The sequence below is a fragment of the Nitrosomonadales bacterium genome (genome assembly GCA_016716325.1).
GTDB lineage: Bacteria > Pseudomonadota > Gammaproteobacteria > Burkholderiales > Gallionellaceae > Gallionella.
Window position 1 is genome coordinate 1,515,995 of sequence record JADJWO010000001.1, and the last position, 19,659, is coordinate 1,535,653.

The 19,659-nt window shown below is 59.4% G+C and carries 16 protein-coding genes; 7 read left to right on the forward strand and 9 right to left on the reverse strand.

Annotation, left to right across the window (positions count from 1 at the left end):
* Positions 1-99 precede the first annotated feature (99 nt).
* From IPM27_07265 to IPM27_07275, 3 genes are all read right to left on the reverse strand, one after another.
* Positions 100-1,161, reverse strand: a complete 1,062-nt coding sequence (locus IPM27_07265) for an FAD:protein FMN transferase (GenBank protein ID MBK9161350.1) — start codon at positions 1,159-1,161, stop codon at positions 100-102.
* 245 nt (positions 1,162-1,406) lie between these two features.
* Positions 1,407-2,702 (reverse strand): glutamate--cysteine ligase, encoded by a 1,296-nt coding sequence (gene gshA / locus IPM27_07270; GenBank protein MBK9161351.1) that lies wholly within the window; start codon positions 2,700-2,702, stop codon positions 1,407-1,409.
* A 108-nt stretch (positions 2,703-2,810) separates the two neighbouring features.
* Positions 2,811-4,103, reverse strand: coding sequence for a hypothetical protein (locus tag IPM27_07275; GenBank protein MBK9161352.1), 1,293 nt, complete (start codon positions 4,101-4,103; stop codon positions 2,811-2,813).
* A gap of 296 nt (positions 4,104-4,399) precedes the next feature.
* Between IPM27_07275 and IPM27_07280 the strand changes: the two genes are divergently transcribed.
* Together IPM27_07280 and IPM27_07285 are read left to right on the forward strand one after the other, a co-directional pair.
* The gene (locus IPM27_07280) at positions 4,400-5,998 is read left to right on the forward strand and encodes an ABC-F family ATPase (protein ID MBK9161353.1); all 1,599 of its coding nucleotides are present in this window, start codon (positions 4,400-4,402) and stop codon (positions 5,996-5,998) included.
* A gap of 1,177 nt (positions 5,999-7,175) precedes the next feature.
* A complete protein-coding gene (locus IPM27_07285; GenBank protein ID MBK9161354.1) occupies positions 7,176-8,003 on the forward strand; it encodes a glutamate racemase in 828 nt (275 codons plus the stop codon).
* A 27-nt stretch (positions 8,004-8,030) separates the two neighbouring features.
* Here IPM27_07285 and IPM27_07290 read toward each other — a convergent pair whose 3' ends face one another.
* Entirely contained in the window at positions 8,031-8,243 is a 213-nt protein-coding gene (locus IPM27_07290) for a hypothetical protein (protein MBK9161355.1), read from the reverse strand.
* A gap of 71 nt (positions 8,244-8,314) precedes the next feature.
* Between IPM27_07290 and IPM27_07295 the strand changes: the two genes are divergently transcribed.
* From IPM27_07295 to IPM27_07305, 3 genes are all read left to right on the forward strand, one after another.
* On the forward strand, positions 8,315-8,692 hold the full coding sequence (locus IPM27_07295) for a type II toxin-antitoxin system RelE/ParE family toxin (GenBank protein ID MBK9161356.1): 378 nt from the start codon (positions 8,315-8,317) through the stop codon (positions 8,690-8,692).
* Positions 8,682-9,005 (forward strand): helix-turn-helix domain-containing protein, encoded by a 324-nt coding sequence (locus tag IPM27_07300; protein ID MBK9161357.1) that lies wholly within the window; start codon positions 8,682-8,684, stop codon positions 9,003-9,005. Before IPM27_07295 ends, IPM27_07300 begins: the two co-directional genes overlap by 11 nt.
* Before the next feature lie 124 nt (positions 9,006-9,129).
* On the forward strand, positions 9,130-10,977 hold the full coding sequence (locus IPM27_07305) for a sulfotransferase (GenBank protein MBK9161358.1): 1,848 nt from the start codon (positions 9,130-9,132) through the stop codon (positions 10,975-10,977).
* 219 nt (positions 10,978-11,196) lie between these two features.
* Here IPM27_07305 and IPM27_07310 read toward each other — a convergent pair whose 3' ends face one another.
* From IPM27_07310 to IPM27_07320, 3 genes are read right to left on the reverse strand one after another with little or no spacing between them, the layout of a single operon-like run.
* Positions 11,197-11,487, reverse strand: a complete 291-nt coding sequence (locus IPM27_07310) for a HigA family addiction module antidote protein (GenBank protein ID MBK9161359.1) — start codon at positions 11,485-11,487, stop codon at positions 11,197-11,199.
* A 2-nt stretch (positions 11,488-11,489) separates the two neighbouring features.
* Positions 11,490-11,627, reverse strand: coding sequence for a hypothetical protein (locus IPM27_07315; GenBank protein ID MBK9161360.1), 138 nt, complete (start codon positions 11,625-11,627; stop codon positions 11,490-11,492).
* A gap of 42 nt (positions 11,628-11,669) precedes the next feature.
* A complete protein-coding gene (locus IPM27_07320; GenBank protein ID MBK9161361.1) occupies positions 11,670-11,954 on the reverse strand; it encodes a type II toxin-antitoxin system RelE/ParE family toxin in 285 nt (94 codons plus the stop codon).
* A gap of 332 nt (positions 11,955-12,286) precedes the next feature.
* On the opposite strand from IPM27_07320, the gene IPM27_07325 reads away from it, so the two are divergent.
* Both IPM27_07325 and IPM27_07330 read left to right on the forward strand, forming a co-directional pair.
* Complete coding sequence (locus tag IPM27_07325) at positions 12,287-12,553, forward strand: type II toxin-antitoxin system RelB/DinJ family antitoxin (protein MBK9161362.1); 267 nt, start codon at positions 12,287-12,289, stop codon at positions 12,551-12,553.
* Complete coding sequence (locus IPM27_07330) at positions 12,540-12,821, forward strand: type II toxin-antitoxin system YafQ family toxin (protein MBK9161363.1); 282 nt, start codon at positions 12,540-12,542, stop codon at positions 12,819-12,821. Before IPM27_07325 ends, IPM27_07330 begins: the two co-directional genes overlap by 14 nt.
* Before the next feature lie 52 nt (positions 12,822-12,873).
* Here the strand turns inward: IPM27_07330 and IPM27_07335 are convergent, their stop codons facing one another.
* Positions 12,874-13,764 (reverse strand): adenylate/guanylate cyclase domain-containing protein, encoded by an 891-nt coding sequence (locus IPM27_07335; protein ID MBK9161364.1) that lies wholly within the window; start codon positions 13,762-13,764, stop codon positions 12,874-12,876.
* A 380-nt stretch (positions 13,765-14,144) separates the two neighbouring features.
* On the reverse strand, positions 14,145-19,562 hold the full coding sequence (locus IPM27_07340; protein MBK9161365.1) for an S-layer family protein: 5,418 nt from the start codon (positions 19,560-19,562) through the stop codon (positions 14,145-14,147).
* Between the last annotated feature and the right edge of the window lie 97 nt (positions 19,563-19,659).

A 19,659-nucleotide genomic window follows, 5' to 3' on the forward strand; every position in this document is an offset into this window, starting at 1 on the left:
ACTCTCCCTCTCATCCAGTGAGCAGCATGCGCCAGCAGCGGCACGGCATGCCTTTCCGGTTTTTATGTTTTTCAGGGGCGATTCCTGTCCGTGCAATACTCACTCAACCTGCGGATGAACGTCCTTGTCCGCGAATTCTAGCCGTTTCTGCAATGCGGCTGTGAGATGAATGCCGCCCTGTGCATCCACCAGCATCGCTTCCGCCAGATCCATCTGCGCTGCCGCTGCCCGCCAGCCGTCCGCACCCGCGACGAACAGCGGCTTGGAAGCCACATCGGACATCACGCCGGCATGCGGCCCGTGCGCCAGCACCGTCACTGCCTGCACGCCCTGTGCCGGATACCCGTTGCGCGGGTCGACCAGGTGGCAATAGCGCTTGCCGTCCAGCTCGAAATAGCGCTGGTAATCGCCGGACGTGCCGATCGCCTCGCCATCATGCAGATCGAGCATGGCCAGCGCGCCGGACTTGCGCGGGTGCTGGATGCCGACGCGCCACGGGCGTTTGCCGTGACTGCCGAGCGCCAGGATATTGCCGCCGATGTTGACCAACGCATTCCGGATGCCGCGCTTGCGCAACAGTTCGGCCGCCCTGTCCAGCGCATACCCCTTGGCATAACCACCCAGGTCGATCTGCACCGCCCTGTTCTTGCTTCTCAATATTTCCCCTCTCCCGTTGACGGGCGAGGGGAGAAAAACCAGGTCGCCCATCTGCGGGTTCGCCTTCACCAGCGCGGCGACCTTCTCCCCGTCCGGCCGCACCGCCTTGAATTCGTCGGCGTGGAAACCCCAGAGTTGCACCAGACCGCCGATAGCCGGATTGAACAGGCCGTTCGATCGTGCCGAAAGCCGTGCCGCGTCCTGCAGCATCGCCGCCAGCTCCGGGGTGACGTCCTGTCCCTCGCCGCCGGTGAACGCGGCGTTCAACCGGCTCAACTCGCCGGGCTGCCAGGCATGCAGCATGTCGTGCAACCGCTGGAACTCGCCCAGCACGTCGGCCACTGCCTGACGCGCGCGCGGCTCCTCCTCGCCATAGACGCTGACATCCACCAGCGTGCCGAACACATAGCCCTGCTCGTGGTACAGCGGCTCCTTGCCGCCGCAACCGTTGAGAGCGAGCAGGCCGAACAGCAAGATGAGCCGCAAACCATAACGGGCCGTCATTCCCGCGCAGGCGGGAATCCAGCGATTCAAAAATCTCGCGAAGCGAACAAAACCCTCTTGTCCCGCTACGCGGGGTTTGTCGATCTGGCCGGTTTCCCGCCTGCGCGGGAATGACGTACGCATTATCGTGGAGCAATGGCACAAAAAGCCGGATTCCCGCCTAATGGAACTGCCAGCCATTCGACCAAGCTGGCAAACTACGCCAGCAAAGTGGCTGGTTATGCGCGGGAATGACAAAAAGAAGATCACTCCTCCATCGCCTCCAGCTCCAGCGAAGCCGCGAGCAACGCCAGGCGCGCCACCACGCCGTAGGCATAGAAACGGTTCGGCACCGCGTCCGGCGCGATGGCCGGATCGGGCAGAGTACAGCTGGTCTCGAACGCCAGCGGCTTGAACGACATGCCCGGCGCGTTGAGGTTCTCGTCCACCCCGCGCGCGGTATGCACCCGGTAGAAGCCGCCGACCACGTAATGGTCGATCATGTAGATCACCGGCTCGGCCACCGCATCGCCGATCTCCTCGAAGGTGTACACGCCCTCCTGGATCAGCACGTCCTGCACCTGCAAGCCTTCCTTGACCACCGCCATCTTGTTGCGCTGCTTGCGGTTCAGGTGGGTGATCTCGCTGGCGTCCTTGACCGTCATGATGCCCATGCCGTAGGTGCCCGCATCGGCCTTGACGATGACGAAGGGCTCCTGCTTCACGCCGTATTCGGCGTACTTGGCACGGATCTTCTGCAGCACCCCGTCCACCTGCGCCGCGAGACATTCCTCACCGACGCGCTGGTGGAAATCGACCTTGTCGCAGACGGCAAAATACGGGTTGAGCAGCCAGGGATCGACACCCAGCAGGCCCGCCACGTCGCCGGCGACGCGGTCATAGGCGGCGAAATGCTGCGACTTGCGCCGCACATGCCAGCCCGCAGCCAGCGGCGGGAACACGCCCTGCTCCAGACCCTTCAGGATGTCCGGCACGCCGCCCGACAGGTCGTTGTTGAGCAACACCACGCACGGGTCGAAACCCGTCCCGGACCCCGATCCGGGATCGGCCAGCCCGATGCGATTGCCTTTGCGCACCAGCGGCTCCAGCGTCAGCGTGTCGCCGCCGGGCAACGGGAAATCCGTCGGCGCGGTGATCTCCGGCAGCAGGCTGCCGACCCGCACGCGCATCCCGGCCTGCTTGAAGATGGTGGCGAGCTGCACCACGTTCTGCAGATAGAACAGGTTGCGCGTGTGGTTCTCGGGAATCAGCAAAATGCCTTTGGCCTCCGGGCAGATCTTCTCCACCGCGCTTTGCATCGCCAGCACGCACAACGGCAGGAAGTCCGGATTGAGATTGTTGAACCCGCCGGGAAACAGGTTGGTGTCCACCGGCGCCAGCTTGAAACCGCTGTTGCGCAGGTCCACCGAGGAATAGAACGGCGGCGTATGCTCCATCCATTGGGTGCGGAACCAGTGCTCGATGGTCGGCATGGCATCCAGGAAGCGCCGCTCCAGATCGAGCAGCGGGCCGGTCAGCGCGGTAGTGAGATGGGGGACCATCGGTTTTGTACCTGTAACAAACTGCTTGCATTCTAGCTTATGCGTTCGCACAAAATGAAACCGCCCGCACAAGGCGGGCGGCCAAACCCTGAAAACAATCGAAGAAGGTTATTTTGGCGCGGGTTGCGATAGTGGAGCAGCCACACCCATAGCCTCGGTTGCTTTGGCCAGCAACAAACCCAGTGTAATTGAAATCTCATGATTAGCCGCAGCCTCGTACATCTTCGGGTCCGCTTCGACTGTAAATTCGTGGTGATCGTGATTACCCGTCACTTCGGCCACTTGCGCCACTTTCGCGGCCGGAGCCAACGCCCCGCCGAATGGGACAAAGCCGCCCAGCGCCCCCATCAATCCGCCGACCTTCTCGACTTTATTGATAGTGGTCGCCGCATTCATCACTTGCGCACCTGCCCCCGTAGTCTCTTCCATTTTTTTGGTTGAAACCTGATCAGCAATCAGCAACGGCTTTTTCAGATAGATTGCGGAATCACCCTCCTGTGTAAAGTCACGCACCTTGGCACCGAAAAAAGTCCTGCCGCCGAACATCTTGGAGTCATTCTCGGAATGATTGGCACTCCGGAATACGATGCGCGATTCTTCCAGCATGGTCAGGGCAGGCAGCACCTCGGCCGTACCATTAACCAGCGTCACTGCATCACCTAAAATACCAATGCCATTCCAACCGGATACCTCAGCCTGCCCGGGTGCGATGGTCAGCAATACCTTCATGCACGGCGCATCGTATTTTTTGGAAAGCGCCAACTCCGCCTTGGGCAGTTCTCTCGTCATGTCTTCAAAGCCGCTGGACAATCCACTGCCAAAGCCTTGGCGATCCTGATCACTGCGGCGCAACAGGGTATAGACCTTCCCGCCATTTGGCGCGAAGAAATGTGATATTCCGTCCTTGGTTTCAAGCACGACCGGCGAGGCCTTGCCCAATTTTTCGACAGCCGCGAATTCAGGCTCATTCGCCAATTTATCCGGCCCGATCACCTCGATACCTGCCGCTGTCATTTCTTTCAGGAAATTTTGATAAGCCATGTCGGTGATTTTCTGCAACTTGGCATCCTCCACCCCCTTGAGCAACAGATAGACGGACACGTTGCGTTGCGCCGTAAAACCGGTTGCCGCGTTGCGCTCGCTGACATTTTTGCTTATCTCGGAACGCAACTGGAATTCCACGCGGAACTGCGGCACCAGCACGCGCTTTACGCCTTTCAGCTTGTCCGTCCCGGTCGCATCCACATAGGCAGCGATCTGCTGTTCTGGCGAGGATTTGGCATCAAAATACGGATTGTCATCAATCGCCCATACGGATGAGGAAAACAAGGAAAACATTACATACACAGCCAGACGGCGCATTATTAACTCCTTATCAAGAAATGAACTGCATTGTTGCAAAAGAACTCCGTGATGACTCAATGAGTTTCACGGCAACAAAAAGTTACCGCAACCACGCGACGCGATACGAATGCCGCACGACAGCGCACTGCATATGAAAAAATCGCGTCAATCTACCAATAAAACATGACTGCGGCAATTACCAAAATTATCTAGGCCGTTAATCCTGGTCCGCTGATTCCAAGGGCGATTTCCCCGCGCGCCATGCCGGGCGATTTGTCCCGATCCCGTCGCGGAAACCTTACCCCGGCCGCATCGGATGGTAGAATGCGCCCCTTCGAAATAAAGGCAGTCTTATGTTATCCACCGCAAACATCACCATGCAGTTCGGCGCCAAGCCGCTGTTCGAGAACGTCTCCGTCAAGTTCGGCGACGGCAACCGCTACGGCCTGATCGGCGCCAACGGCTGCGGCAAATCCACGTTCATGAAGATCCTCGGCGGCGACCTCGACCAGACCTCAGGCGAGGTGATGCTGGACAAGGGCGAGCGCCTCGGCAAGCTGCGCCAGGACCAGTTCGCCTACGAGGACATGCGCGTGCTGGACGTGGTGATGATGGGTCACGCCGAGATGTGGGCGGCGATGTCGGAACGCGACGCGATCTACGCCAACCCCGACGCGACCGAAGAAGACTACATGCGCGCCGCCGACCTGGAGGCGACCTTCGCCGAATACGACGGCTACACCGCCGAACCGCGCGCCGGGGAACTGCTGCTGGGCTTGGGCATCCCGCTGGAACAGCACCAGGGCCCGATGCGCGAGATCGCCCCCGGCTTCAAGCTGCGCGTGCTGCTGGCGCAGGCGCTGTTCTCCAACCCGGACATCCTGCTGCTGGACGAGCCGACCAACAACCTCGACATCAACACCATCCGCTGGCTGGAGGACATCCTCAACGCGCGCAACTGCACCATGGTCATCATCTCGCACGACCGCCATTTCCTGAACAGCGTGTGCACCCACATGTCCGATCTTGACTACGGCAAGATCACCACTTATCCCGGCAATTATGACGATTACATGCTGGCCTCCGCGCAGGCGCGCGAACAACTGTCCGCGGACAACGCCAAAGCAAAGGAAAAAGTGGCCGAACTGAAGGCCTTCGTCGCGCGCTTCTCGGCCAACGCCTCCAAGGCCAAACAGGCCACTTCGCGGGCGCGCCAGATCGACAAGATCAAGATCGAGGACATCAAGCCGTCCAGCCGCCAGTATCCGTTCATCCGCTACGAATTCGACGAGCGCGACAAGCTGCACCGCACCGCCGTCGAAGTGCAGAAGATGGCCAAGGGCTTCGACCGCACGCTGTTCTCCAACGTCAACTTCCGCATCGAGGCGGGCGAAAAGGTCGCCATCATCGGCCCCAACGGCATCGGCAAGACCACCTTGCTGCGCATCCTGGCCGGCGACCTGGAACCCGACACCGGCACAGTGAAGTGGGCGGAAAAGGCCAGGCCGGGCTATTACGCGCAGGACCACGAATACGAATTCGAGAACAACAAGGTGCTGACCGACTGGATGTCCGACTGGCGCGGCGAGAACGACGACGACCAGGCGGTGCGCGGCACGCTGGGCCGGCTGCTGTTCACCGGCGACGACGGCAAGAAAAAGGTCAAGATACTGTCCGGCGGCGAGAAAGGCCGCATGCTGTTCGGCAAGCTGATGCTGCAAAGACCCAACGTGCTGCTGATGGACGAGCCGACCAACCACATGGACATGGAATCCATCGAATCGCTCAACACCGCGCTCGACCTGTACAAAGGCACGCTGGTGTTCGTCAGCCACGACCGCGAGTTCGTCTCCTCGCTGGCCACGCGCATCATCGAGATCTCCGCGAAGGGCGTGACCGATTACCACGGCAACTATGAAGAGTACCTGCGCGACCAGGGCATGGCGGTTTAGCAATGTCATTCCCGCGCAAGCGGGAACCCAGCAGGCCGCGCTAACCGCGAAGAATCTGGAGCGCGTCATTCCCGCGCAAGCGGGAATCCAGCGGTTAAATGGTTCCGCGAAGCGGACAATTCCAGAAAACAGGCCGCTTCGCGAGATTGTTAAGGATGCGCTGAACAAGTATGGTTTTGTCGTTCCCGCGAAAGCGGGAACCCAATCTGTTGTAAGGCGCTAACGATGCACTGGATATTCCGTCATTCCCGCGAAAGCGGGAATCCAGCAGGCCGCGCTAACCGCGAAGAATCTGGAGCGCGTCATTCCCGCGCAAGCGGGAATCCAGCGGTTAAATGGTTCCGCGAAGCGGACAATTCCAGAAAACAGGCCGCTTCGCGAGATTGTTAAGGATGCGCTGAACAAGTATGGTTTTGTCGTTCCCGCGAAAGCGGGAACCCAGTTAAATCAACAAGCTGGATTCCCGCTTTCGCGGGAATGACGACTTGATCAGCACATCCTTAAATCAACTGGATTCCCGCTTGCGCGCGAATGACAGAGCGGTTGCAGGAGCGCAATTCATTGCGCGATTTGAACGGATCGCGCAATACACGCAGGCGACAAGAACCTCTTCCAGGTAAATTGCGCTCCCTGATTTCACGGCAAACCAATTCCCTCTCCCTTGGAGGGAGAGGGTCAGGGAGAGGGTAGAAACATTAAAGGCTGCAACCCCCATCCCAACCTTCCCCCTTGCCGGGGGAAGTGACCGATAATGGAGCTCAACGGGCATCGCTCAATCATGGAGTGACATTGAACAAGAACCTCTTCGAGGTAAATTGCGCTTCCTGATTTCACGCCAAACCAATTCCCTCTCCCTTGAAGGGAGAGGGTCAGGGAGAGGGTAGAAACATTAAAGGCTGCAACCCCCATCCCAACCTTCCCCCTTGCCGGGGGAAGTGACCGATAATGGAGTTCAACGGGCATCGCTCAATCATGGAGTGACATTGAACAAGAACCTCTTCGAGGTAAATTGCGCTCCCTGATTTCACGGCAAACCAATTCCCTCTCCCTTGAAGGGAGAGGGTCAGGGAGAGGGTAGAAACATTAAAGGCTGCAACCCCCATCCCAACCTTCCCCCTTGCCGGGGGAAGTGACCGATAATGGAGCTCAACGGGCATCGCTCAATCATGGAGTGACATTGAATCAGGGCAGAACCATCGGCGTTTTCGATTCCGGCGTGGGCGGACTCTCGGTCCTGCACCACATCCGCCGGCTGCTGCCCGGAGATCGCCTGCTCTACGTCGCCGATTCCGGCCATGTGCCCTATGGCGACAAATCGCCCGATTACATCGAACAGCGCTCGCACGCACTCAGCCGCTTCCTGATCGAACAAAGCGCGGACGCCATCGTCGTCGCCTGCAACACCGCCACCGCCGCCGCCGTGACCAGCCTGCGCGCGGCCTTCGACCTGCCCATCGTCGGCATGGAACCGGCGGTCAAACCCGCCGTCGCCGCCACCCGAAGCGGGGTGGTTGGCGTGCTGGCCACCATCGGCACACTGGAAAGCGCGCGCTTCGCGGCGTTGCTGGAAAGATATGCCGGAGCTGTCGAGATCGTCACCCAGGGCTGTCCCGGCCTGGTCGAACAAGTGGAACGCGGCGAACTGGACAGCGCGCAGACGCGCGAACTGGTCGGGCGTTACACCGCCCCACTGCTGGAACGCGGCGCGGACACCCTGATCCTCGGCTGCACCCACTACCCCTTCCTCGCGCCGCTGATCCAGCAAACAGTCGGCGCCAACGTCACACTGGTGGACACCGGCGCCGCGGTCGCGCGCCAGCTTCAACGGCGGCTTCTGACCGAGAAACCCTCGGGACGAATTCCCGTTCACCCCGAGCCCGTCGAAGGGCGGACGACCGCCGCAGAATTCTTCACCAGCGGCGATACGGCAACAGCCTCGCGCATCATGTCCGTGCTGTGGGGCGATGCCGTCGCGGCCCAGCATCTGCCGCAGAACTGTTTATAAGGTTACCCAAGCCTTCTTGGTCCGGCATCAATAATATTGATGCCTTCCATAAATCAGGACAAGACGATCAGAAATGAAGTCGAGTGAAGAAAAAACCGCGTCATTCCCGCGCAGGCGGGAATCCAGTGGGTTTAATAAAAATGCATTTTTTTCTTGCTGGATTCCCGCTTGCTCGGGAATGATGGCGCGGACGCCATGAATTATGGGAACATCAATAATTGGTGTGGGATTGCCGATCATCGCCGATATCGCTATTTAACCCGATCACAATTTATCGTTTTCACTATATCGCTTAGTGTTATAGTATGCACATGAAACGGGTATTCAAAACTCACAGCTTCAACCGTTGGATGCGAAAAACAGAACTGTCCGATGCGTTACTTTGCGGTGCAGTTGCTGAAATGGCACAGGGTTTAGTCGATGCTCATCTTGGCGGATATGTAGTCAAGAAGCGCGTCGCCATTCCCGGGCGCGGCAAAAGCGGCGGGGCCAGAACACTCCTGGCGACCAACCACAAGAATCGATGGTTCTTCGTATTCGGTTTTGAGAAAAACGTCCGCGCCAATATCAGTACCAATGAATTGGAAGCTTTGCAGAACATCGCCGCCGACTTGCTGGCACTGGGATCAGCCCAACTGGATACGGCAGTGATACAGGAAAAATTATTGGAGATATGCCATGACCACTAAACGAAAATCAAAAAGCAGCATCCTGCAGTCCGTACATGAGACGGCTGCCGATCTGCATGACCTGGGCTTCATCAATAAGCGCAAGATGCAGCAATACGATGCACTCTGTCTGGAGGCTGTTCCCGGATACGACAGCAACAAGATCAAAGGCCTGCGTGATCGTTATCGCATAAGCCAAGCCGTACTGGCTGCCGTGCTCAACACTAGCCTGTCGACCGTACGCCAATGGGAAATCGGCGATAAGCATCCGAGCGGCCCATCACTCAAGCTGCTGAGCATCCTGGATCGCAAGGGGCTGGAAGCGCTGATCTAACTGTTAGTAGACTTTGTGGGAGCGCAACTTGTTGCGCGATGCTCATCAAGACTGCGCCGCGCAAAGTCGGGCGCCTGTATTTGCAAGAGGACTTATTGTCATAGAATGCCGCATGGATTCGACCATGACTGACGCCGCTCCACCAAACACCGCACAGCTACTGCAACAGGCCATCGCCCACCATCAGGCTGGTCGCCTCGCGGAGGCTGAACACCTGTACCGCATCATCCTCCAGATACAACCGAACCACCCGGATGCCAACCACAACCTCGGCGTGATCGCGTTGCAGGTGAAGCAACCTGCCGGGGCGCTGCCGCATCTTCGGATTGCCTTTGAATCCAACCCCGATCACACGCAGTATCGCTTGAGTTACATCGAGGCACTGATCCAGACCGGACAGGTGGGACTTGCGCGGCAGGCGTTCGACGAGGGCAGGTTGCGCAGGCTGAAAGACGATGCGGTCGAGGCATTGGCACGGCGCCTGAACGACACGCCGGCAGCCCCCAGCCAGCAGGACATCGATGCACTGGCAGCACGGTTCAATGAGGGGCGTTACGAGGAGGCCGCCGTCCTCGCCCAGGCATTGACGTTGCGCTTCCCGCAGCACGGGATCGTCTGGAAGGGATTGGGCTTGGCGTTTCATCGCATGAATCGCAATGAGGATGCGCTAGCACCCATGCGGAAGGCTATCGCACTGTCACCCATGGATCCTGAAGCGCACAACAATCTGGGAATCGCGCTCAAGGAGTTGGATCGCTTAAGTGAGGCAGAGGCCAGTTGTCGCAAGGCACTACAAATCAAACCCGATTTCGCAGAGGTTCATTGCAATCTGGGCAATATCACAAAGGAATTAGGAAGATTGGATGAGGCCGAAACAAGCTATCTGCAAGCCATAAAATTCAAACCAGATTTAGTCATTGCCCATTACAATCTGGTGCAATCCAGAAAATCAAATGCAAGTGATAATCAACTTGACGCGCTGATTGTGCTTGAGAATGAAGCACGAAACGGCATCGCTCTGTTCTCGCATAACGATTTGGTGCTAATGAATTTCACCTTAGGTAAATACTATGACGACCTCGGCGATCACTACAAGGCTTTCCCGTACTTTCTAGAGGGTTGCCATCTGAAGCGCGCCACGCTTGACTATAAAGCAGACCAGACCACACATCTGTTCGATGCAATCATCCATCACTTTAGTGCAGGGGCAATGGCTCGCCTGCGCGGTGTCGGCGATCCTTCATCCGTGCCGATCTTCGTGCTGGGCATGCCGCGCTCCGGCACGACATTGACCGAGCAGATCATCGCCAGCCATCCCATGGTTCATGGGGCCGGTGAACTGACAGACCTGTCGGCAATCGCACACCGGCATGTCGCTGGCATCCCCTATCCCAACTATATGCGTCAGATCAACCCGGCTCAGCTCACCAAAATGGGCTCAGAATACGTGGCCTGCCTGCGGCCGCGCGCACCAGACAGCTCGCGCATCACCGACAAAATGCCGGGCAATTTCACCGCGCTCGGCCTGATCCACCTGACGCTGCCCAATGCGAAGATCATCCATGTCCGGCGCGACCCGGTGGATACCTGTCTGTCCTGCTTCACCAAACTGTTCTCGGGTGGTCAGGAATACAGCTATGACCTGACGGAGCTGGGGCGCTACTACGCCGACTACGCCCGCCTGATGGATCACTGGCGCATGGTGTTGCCGGAGGGCGCTTTCCTTGAAGTGCAATATGAAGATATCGTCGCGGATCAGGAGACGCAGGCACGCCGCCTGATCGAGTATTGCGGACTGGAATGGGACGATGCCTGCCTTAATTTTCACAAGAACAAACGTGCGGTACGCACGGCCAGTGTCACTCAGGTACGCCAGCCGATCTACAGGACTTCCGTGCAGCGCTGGAAGCCCTACGAGAAGTTCCTCGGGCCGCTGTTCGAGGCGTTAGGTGATCTGGCGCCGGGGCGTTGATGACGGGGTAATCAGGTCGTTCCCCTTGAATCAGGATATACAGCCCTCTCCCCCGCCCCCTCTGATAAAACTACTAGCCATTCGACTAGACGGCGTAGCCTCCAAGTCGCTGGTTATCCCGCAAGCGGGAGAGGAGAGTGCGCCAGCGCACCCGAAGAGATAACTCCGGGCATTGGAAACTCGCCTTTAAATTGAATTGAAATTTGCTACGCCCACCAACTACACGGCAAGCGGCATGACATGTTCCAGTTGCTCCTTGATCGAGCTGCGCGCCTCACGCAATTCGTATTCATCCTGCAATCCCATCCACAATTGAACAGAAGTGCCGAAGGCTTTTGCCAGACGCAAGGCAGTATCGGCAGTAATGCCGCGCTTGCCCAGCACGATCTCGTTGATACGGCGTGGTGGTACGCCAATGGCGTTTGCCAGTCTGGTCTGGCTTATTCCCATCGGGATCAGGAATTCTTCAAGGAGAATTTCGCCCGGATGGATATTCCGCAATTTACTCATTCTCACTCCTTATTGATGTTTCCATAATTAATGACATTCGCGCCGTCATTCCCGCGCAAGCGGGAATCCAGTGGGTTTAATGAAAATGCATTTTTTTCTTGCTGGATTCCCGCTTGCGCGGGAATGACGCGTTTTTTCACTCGACTTCATTTCTGATCATCTTGTCCTGATTTATGGAAGGCTCAATAGTGATAATCAACTATCTCAACTGCATCCGGGCCGCTATCCATCCATATGAAACAGATGCGCCATTGATCGTTGATACGAATGCTGTGCTGTCCTTTCCTGTCATCCTTCAATGCTTCAAGCCGGTTGGCTGGCGGGATTCGCAGATCGCCCAACGACTGCGCCCTGTCAAGCATGAATAATTTGCGTAAAGCAACCTGCTGGATATCGCGGTGCAATTTGCGCGACACCTCGCCTCGCCAGATTTTTTCAGTTTCTTTTGACGCAAACCCGATGATCATGCGCCAGCATAACGCATCCCGTTATGCCACGCAACGATCGCTTGTCAGTCCTTTTGGAATGCAAACGTGGATTCAACTCTGATGTGTGATCGCCCGACAAGTCGGGCTCCTACAGGTAGATGAAGGATTCCCGGTTATCCGATCGCCCGATGGCCTTGCATAGCCATTCCAAAATACGATGGGCAGGTGGCTGGTTTAATTGGCTCCACAGGTGTGGGAGCGCCCTTTACGGGCGATTGCCCTCTCCCGCTTGCGGGAGAGGGGAGTGCAGCTAGCCAGGCGGCCAATCCAGACTTGGGCTACAATATGGCTCAAATATAAGGAGGTGTGACATGGCCACAAATGCAGTTGTACGTGCTCGCATAGACGAGCATACCAAAAATGAAGCTGCCGCAGTTCTGGCGGCAATGGGACTTACCGTTTCCGATGCGTTCCGCATTATGTTGACCCGCGTTGCACGCGAAAAAGCCCTGCCGTTCGAGCCGTTAATTCCCAATGAGGAAACCATTAAGGCGATGAAACAGGTGCGCAGCGGCAAGGGTCTGACCAAGTTCAAGACCATTGACGATTTGATGGCTGATCTGAATGCGGACGATTGAACGGACAAACCAACTCAAGCGAGATTACAAGCGCGAGTTGAAAGGGCAGCACCGCGCAACGCTTGAAGAAGATTTTCGGGAAATCTTAAAGCTACTGGTGACTGACCAGCCGTTACCGGAGCGCTACCACGACCATGCGCTGACAGGTAATAGGAAAGAATTTCGCGATTGCCATATCAAACCCGACCTTGTGCTGATCTATCAAAAGCCGGACGACAAGCGCATTGTGCTGGCGCGGCTTGGTTCGCATAGTGAGCTTGGATTGTAAATGCTACGAATGCTCGCGCACTTGTACGGGTATTGCGCGATAAGCGTTGGAATTACAGCTCGCTGAAGAACTCGAGATATTCGCCGGAAGCGTTCATCGGATGGCCCAGGCTGATCGTGCCGCTGCCGCGCAATATCATTTCCTCACGGCGCAGCATCATCTCTTTTTCACCGGCGATAGTGACATAAGTGCCATTGGTGCTCTGGTCCACCAGCACGAACTTGTCGCGGCGACGTTCGATCTTGGCATGCATGCGCGAAGCCATCTTGTCCGGGATGGTGATGTCCGCAGTCGCATCGCGGCCCAGCGTCACCGCCGGATTGTCCGCATCCAGCACGATGTTCTCGCCCGCGTGGATGAGCCGTATGCGGTTTGCAACTGGCGGCGGGGGTGCGAGGCGGCCCGTCATCATGGTCATCTCGGATGACTCCTGCCAGATGACTTCGTAGATGCGAACGTCGTCCGCCTTGCCTTTTACCGTAAGCGCATCCAGGAAGCGTGTCTGCGCGCGCATTTCCTGCGGCAGACTGATCACGGTCTGTTCGGTGGTGATGATCTGTCCGCCCTTGGCCAGCCCTGTCATCCGTGCGGCGACATTCACCGTATCGCCAAAAACGTCGCCATCCACTTCCTGGGCTTCACCGTAATGGAAGCCCATGCGGACCGCCATCTTCACGGTATCGATGCGAGGCATGTTATCCACGCCAAGCTGCATCTCGATCGCCGCCTGCATGGCGGATTGCGCATCGGGGAACGCCACCATGACCTCGTCGCCGATCGTCTTGATCAACCTGCCGCCACCACTTTTTGTCAGGTCTTCGAGAAGCCCCAGACAACGGGTGATATTGGCGAGCGCGCTGGAATCGCCGAGCGTTTCATACATCTTGGTGCTGCCGGCGACATCGGCAAACAGGATGGCAAGTTTGTTGGGTTGATCTTCCATTACGACACCCGCATCACTGAATGGAACTCCTGCGCAGATCCGCCTGCGAGCATGTTGCTGCAGCATGCCGAGCCCACCGGATCATTGGCTTGATCGCGAACCAGAATAGGAATTTCCAGAATGAATGACATAACCCTGTAAAAATCAGTTGGCGATTTTATTGTCAGCTTACCTTTTCTTATCCGCCCCGGATAACCACTTTACCCAATACTGTTCCGGTTTTGATATTGCACCAGAAATGGCGCCACTTCAACTCAACCCTGCGTAAAGTATAACAGGAGTCCACCGATTACAAGCAACAAACAGGGGAGACCGAATCTCCCCTGCTGTCAACATCACCTGCTTTGTCGGTTCACATCGACGGTGTTGCCTGTCTCTGCTTACGTGGCATTGTCCAACTTGTTCAATGCGTCCTGCAACTTCCTGCGATTTTCCTCAAGCTGTTCCAGGGTGGTACCGTTCCGTTCCAGCACATCGGCACCAACATTTCCATCCTTGATGTCCTTGATCAATGCATCCAATACCTCGATCTTGAACTCCAGCTCTTCCCGAGGTACCTGACCTGTCGGCATTGAAAGTCCCTCTGCAATGACAGCATCAATACCGGGTGGCGCAGTACCGATCGGCACGGCCAGACCGAACTCGATCCACTTGGAAACGCTTTCCGTTGAGAAGCTTGATGCCAACGCGGCGCTCTGTGAGACGAACGCAGAGGCAAGGACGGATTGAATTGCAGTTCCGACTCCCGCAACACCGTATGCGACACCGTTATAGTTCACCAGCCCGGTAGGCGGCGTCACCAGCAGGATACCGCCCGCGCCCGCATTGGTCAGGACGCCCGCCGTTGAAGTGCCGGTGATATTGCCCGTAATGTCCACCGTGGTCGTACCCGCCGAATTCAGCGCAAACGGTGTACCCGTCGTGCCGATCCCGCCGGCACGTGTGGTCAGATTCGGCGTGCCAGCCGACACCAGGCCAATGCTGGTGATCGCGCCACCGGTTGTAAGATTCAGCGCACCGGCCACGTTGGATACATCCATGATGAGTGCGTTGGCATCCGCGACCGTCGCGCTACCACCATTGAGCGATAACGCACCGGCGAAGTCGTTCGCCGCATTGTTTGCGGTGATCGCGCTGGCACCAGCATCAAGTGCCAGCGGCCCCGCCGCAGTAACCGCACCGGTATAGGTTTGCGCGCCAGTAGTGGTTATCGTTCCGCTCGCTACGGTTGTACCTGCGCTGGTGAGGCTACCGCTGAGGCTGCCTCCGGCACCGTTGATCGTGCTTGCCCCGGAAGCGGCTATGTTCGCGAATGCTATCCAGTTTAATCCTGCACCATTGTTGCCCTGATCAACACCGGTAATGTTATAGGTTCCCGCACCGGTAACAGATCCGGCACCTGTGCCAGTAACCGTACCCAAGGCCAGGCCAGCGTAGTTCAAGCCGCTCGCTGCCGAGATACTGGTATCGATGGCAAAGTTGCCCGCTACACCGGTCAGCGCGGTGCCCGTACCCGAGACCGTCGCCAGCCCAGCCAGGCCCGTGTAATTGATCAGGCTGCCTGATATCCGCGTCGTGTCGTCGAATCCGATCGCCACACCTGTCAGGGCGGTACCCGTACCCGCGACCGTACCCAGTGCGAAGCCGGTGTAGTTCACGCCGCTCGCCGCAGAAATCAGGGTGGTGTCATCGAAACTCCCATTCATACCTGTCAGAGCGGTGCCTGTTCCCGTCACACCAGTAAAGCCAACGGCATAGTCTATGCCGCTAGCTGTTGAGATCAACGTGTCATCTGCAAAGGAGCCAGCAACATTGGAGATGGTACCGGTGCCGCTCACTGTGGCTGCCGAGGCGAAGGTGATGCCCTGGTTGCTCTGGGCCGCGTCGTCAAAGCCGACCGCGCCGGTCACGGCGGTGGTATTGCTCGCCGTGTCGAATGCGCTGTAAACGATGCCGCTGGTACCGGTGCCGGTGTTCAAGCCGCCGATGGCGAAGTCCGCCGAGTTGGCCACGTCCGCCGTGCCGTCACCCGCTACCGTCGCCAGTCCTGCCAGGCCGCTGTAGTTGATCAGGCTGCCCGATACCTTGGTGCCGTCGTTGAAGCTGGTCGCCACGCCGGTCAGCGCGGTGCCCGTACCCGAGACCGTGCCCAGTGCGAAGCCGGTGTAGTTCACGCCGCTCGCCGTCGAGATCAGGCTGGTGTCGTCAAAGCTGCCGTTCATGCCGGTCAGCGCGGTGCCCGCACCGCTCACGGCATTGAAGCCCAAGTAGTCGATGCCGCTCGCCGTCGAGATCAGGGTGTCGTCGGCAAAGCTGCCGTTCACGTTGGCGATCGCGCCGGTGCCGCTCACTGTGGCTGCCGAGGCGAAGGTGATGCCCTGGTTGCTCTGGGCCGCGTCGTCAAAGCCGACCGCGCCGGTCACGGCGGTGGTATTGCTCGCCGTGTCGAATGCGCTGTAAACGATGCCGCTGGTACCGGTGCCGGTGTTCAAGCCGCCGATGGCGAAGTCCGCCGAGTTGGCCACGTCCGCCGTGCCGTCACCCGCTACCGTCGCCAGTCCTGCCAGGCCGCTGTAGTTGATCAGGCTGCCCGATACCTTGGTGCCGTCGTTGAAGCTGGTCGCCACGCCAGTCAGCGCGGTGCCCGCACCGCTCACGGCATTGAAGCCCAAGTAGTCGATGCCGCTCGCCGTCGAGATCAGGGTGTCGTCGGCAAAGCTGCCGTTCACGTTGGCGATCGCGCCGGTGCCGCTCACTGTGGCTGCCGAGGCGAAGGTGATGCCCTGGTTGCTCTGGGCCGCGTCGTCAAAGCCGACCGCGCCGGTCACGGCGGTGGTATTGCTCGCCGTGTCGAATGCGCTGTAAATGATGCCGCTGGTACCGGTGCCGGTGTTCAAGCCGCCGATGGCGAAGTCCGCCGAGTTGGCCACGTCCGCCGTGCCGTCACCCGCTACCGTCGCCAGTCCTGCCAGGCCGCTGTAGTTGATCAGGCTGCCCGATACCTTGGTGCCGTCGTTGAAGCTGGTCGCCACGCCGGTCAGCGCGGTGCCCGTACCCGAGACCGTGCCCAGTGCGAAGCCGGTGTAGTTCACGCCGCTCGCCGTCGAGATCAATGTGGTGTCGTCAAAGCTGCCGTTCATGCCGGTCAGTGCGGTGCCCGCACCGCTCACGGCATTGAAGCCCGCGTAGTCGATGCCGCTCGCCGTCGAGACCAATGTGTCATCGGCAAAGCTGCCGTTCACGTTAGCGATCGCACCCGTGCCGCCAACTGTGGCTGCCGAGGCGAAGGTGATGCCCTGGTTGCTCTGGGCCGCGTCGTCAAAGCCGACCGCGCCGGTCACGGCGGTGGTATTGCTCGCCGTGTCGAAGCCCAGTGCGAAGCCGGTGTAGTTCACGCCGCTCGCCGTCGAGATCAGGTTGGTGTCGTCAAAGCTGCCGTTCATGCCGGTCAGCGCGGTGCCCGCACCGCTCACGGCATTGAAGCCCGTGTAGACGATGGTGCTCGCCGTCGAGGTCAACGTGTCGTCGGCGAAGCTGCCGTTCACGTTGGCGATCGCGCCGGTGCCGCTCACTGTGGCTGCCGAGGCGAAGGTGATGCCCTGGTTGCTCTGGGCCGCGTCGTCAAAGCCGACCGCGCCGGTCACGGCGGTGGTATTGCTCGCCGTGTCGAATGCGCTGTAAATGATGCCGCTGGTACCGGTGCCGGTGTTCAAGCCGCCGATGGCGAAGTCCGCCGAGTTGGCCACGTCCGCCGTGCCGTCACCCGCTACCGTCGCCAGTCCTGCCAGGCCGCTGTAGTTGATCAGGCTGCCCGATACCTTGGTGCCGTCGTTGAAGCTGGTCGCCACGCCAGTCAGCGCGGTGCCCGTACCCGAGACCGTGCCCAGTGCGAAGCCGGTGTAGTTCACACCGCTCGCCGTCGAGATCAGGCTGGTGTCGTCAAAGCTGCCGTTCATGCCGGTCAGCGCGGTGCCCGCACCGCTCACGGCATTGAAGCCCGTGTAGACGATGGTGCTCGCCGTCGAGGTCAACGTGTCGTCGGCAAAGCTGCCGTTCACGTTGGCGATCGCGCCGGTGCCGCTCACTGTGGCTGCCGAGGCGAAGGTGATGCCCTGGTTGCTCTGGGCCGCGTCGTCAAAGCCGACCGCGCCGGTCACGGCGGTGGTATTGCTCGCCGTGTCGAATGCGCTGTAAATGATGCCGCTGGTACCGGTGCCGGTGTTCAAGCCGCCGATGGCGAAGTCCGCCGAGTTGGCCACGTCCGCCGTGCCGTCACCCGCTACCGTCGCCAGTCCTGCCAGGCCGCTGTAGTTGATCAGGCTGCCCGATACCTTGGTGCCGTCGTTGAAGCTGGTCGCCACGCCGGTCAGCGCGGTGCCCGTACCCGAGACCGTGCCCAGTGCGAAGCCGGTGTAGTTCACACCGCTCGCCGTCGAGATCAGGCTGGTGTCGTCAAAGCTGCCGTTCATGCCGGTCAGCGCGGTGCCCGCACCGCTCACGGCATTGAAGCCCGTGTAGACGATGGTGCTCGCCGTCGAGGTCAACGTGTCGTCGGCAAAGCTGCCGTTCACGTTGGCGATCGCGCCGGTGCCGCTCACTGTGGCTGCCGAGGCGAAGGTGATGCCCTGGTTGCTCTGGGCCGCGTCGTCAAAGCCGACCGCGCCGGTCACGGCGGTGGTATTGCTCGCCGTGTCGAATGCGCTGTAAATGATGCCGCTGGTACCGGTGCCGGTGTTCAAGCCGCCGATGGCGAAGTCCGCCGAGTTGGCCACGTCCGCCGTGCCGTCACCCGCTACCGTCGCCAGTCCTGCCAGGCCGCTGTAGTTGATCAGGCTGCCCGATACCTTGGTGCCGTCGTTGAAGCTGGTCGCCACGCCGGTCAGCGCGGTGCCCGTACCCGAGACCGTGCCCAGTGCGAAGCCGGTGTAGTTCACACCGCTCGCCGTCGAGATCAGGCTGGTGTCGTCAAAGCTGCCGTTCATGCCGGTCAGCGCGGTGCCCGCACCGCTCACGGCATTGAAGCCCGTGTAGACGATGGTGCTCGCCGTCGAGGTCAACGTGTCGTCGGCGAAGCTGCCGTTCACGTTGGCGATCGCGCCGGTGCCGCTCACTGTGGCTGCCGAGGCGAAGGTGATGCCCTGGTTGCTCTGGGCCGCGTCGTCAAAGCCGACCGCGCCGGTCACGGCGGTGGTATTGCTCGCCGTGTCGAATGCGCTGTAAATGATGCCGCTGGTACCGGTGCCGGTGTTCAAGCCGCCGATGGCGAAGTCCGCCGAGTTGGCCACGTCCGCCGTGCCGTCACCCGCTACCGTCGCCAGTCCTGCCAGGCCGCTGTAGTTGATCAGGCTGCCCGATACCTTGGTGCCGTCGTTGAAGCTGGTCGCCACGCCAGTCGGCGCGGTGCCCGTACCCGCTACCGTGCCCAGTGCGAAGCCGGTGTAGTTCACACCGCTCGCCGTCGAGATCAGGCTGGTGTCGTCAAAGCTGCCGTTCATGCCGGTCAGCGCGGTGCCCGCACCGCTCACGGCATTGAAGCCCGTGTAGACGATGGTGCTCGCCGTCGAGGTCAACGTGTCGTCGGCGAAGCTGCCGTTCACGTTGGCGATCGCGCCGGTGCCGCTCACTGTGGCTGCCGAGGCGAAGGTGATGCCCTGGTTGCTCTGGGCCGCGTCGTCAAAGCCGACCGCGCCGGTCACGGCGGTGGTATTGCTCGCCGTGTCGAATGCGCTGTAAATGATGCCGCTGGTACCGGTGCCGGTGTTCAAGCCGCCGATGGCGAAGTCCGCCGAGTTGGCCACGTCCGCCGTGCCGTCACCCGCTACCGTCGCCAGTCCTGCCAGGCCGCTGTAGTTGATCAGGCTGCCCGATACCTTGGTGCCGTCGTTGAAGCTGGTC

Bases quoted from the DNA above. Each gene is read 5' to 3' on its own strand.
- IPM27_07265 (MBK9161350.1), bottom strand. From the start codon at position 1,161: ATGACGGCCCGTTATGGTTTGCGGCTCATCTTGCTGTTCGGCCTGCTC.
- gshA (MBK9161351.1), bottom strand. From the start codon at position 2,702: ATGGTCCCCCATCTCACTACCGCGCTGACCGGCCCGCTGCTCGATCTG.
- IPM27_07280 (MBK9161353.1), top strand. From the start codon at position 4,400: ATGTTATCCACCGCAAACATCACCATGCAGTTCGGCGCCAAGCCGCTG.
- IPM27_07290 (MBK9161355.1), bottom strand. From the start codon at position 8,243: ATGATCGGCAATCCCACACCAATTATTGATGTTCCCATAATTCATGGC.
- IPM27_07295 (MBK9161356.1), top strand. From the start codon at position 8,315: ATGAAACGGGTATTCAAAACTCACAGCTTCAACCGTTGGATGCGAAAA.
- IPM27_07300 (MBK9161357.1), top strand. From the start codon at position 8,682: ATGACCACTAAACGAAAATCAAAAAGCAGCATCCTGCAGTCCGTACAT.
- IPM27_07305 (MBK9161358.1), top strand. From the start codon at position 9,130: ATGACTGACGCCGCTCCACCAAACACCGCACAGCTACTGCAACAGGCC.
- IPM27_07310 (MBK9161359.1), bottom strand. From the start codon at position 11,487: ATGAGTAAATTGCGGAATATCCATCCGGGCGAAATTCTCCTTGAAGAA.
- IPM27_07320 (MBK9161361.1), bottom strand. From the start codon at position 11,954: ATGATCATCGGGTTTGCGTCAAAAGAAACTGAAAAAATCTGGCGAGGC.
- IPM27_07325 (MBK9161362.1), top strand. From the start codon at position 12,287: ATGGCCACAAATGCAGTTGTACGTGCTCGCATAGACGAGCATACCAAA.
- IPM27_07330 (MBK9161363.1), top strand. From the start codon at position 12,540: ATGCGGACGATTGAACGGACAAACCAACTCAAGCGAGATTACAAGCGC.
- IPM27_07335 (MBK9161364.1), bottom strand. From the start codon at position 13,764: ATGGAAGATCAACCCAACAAACTTGCCATCCTGTTTGCCGATGTCGCC.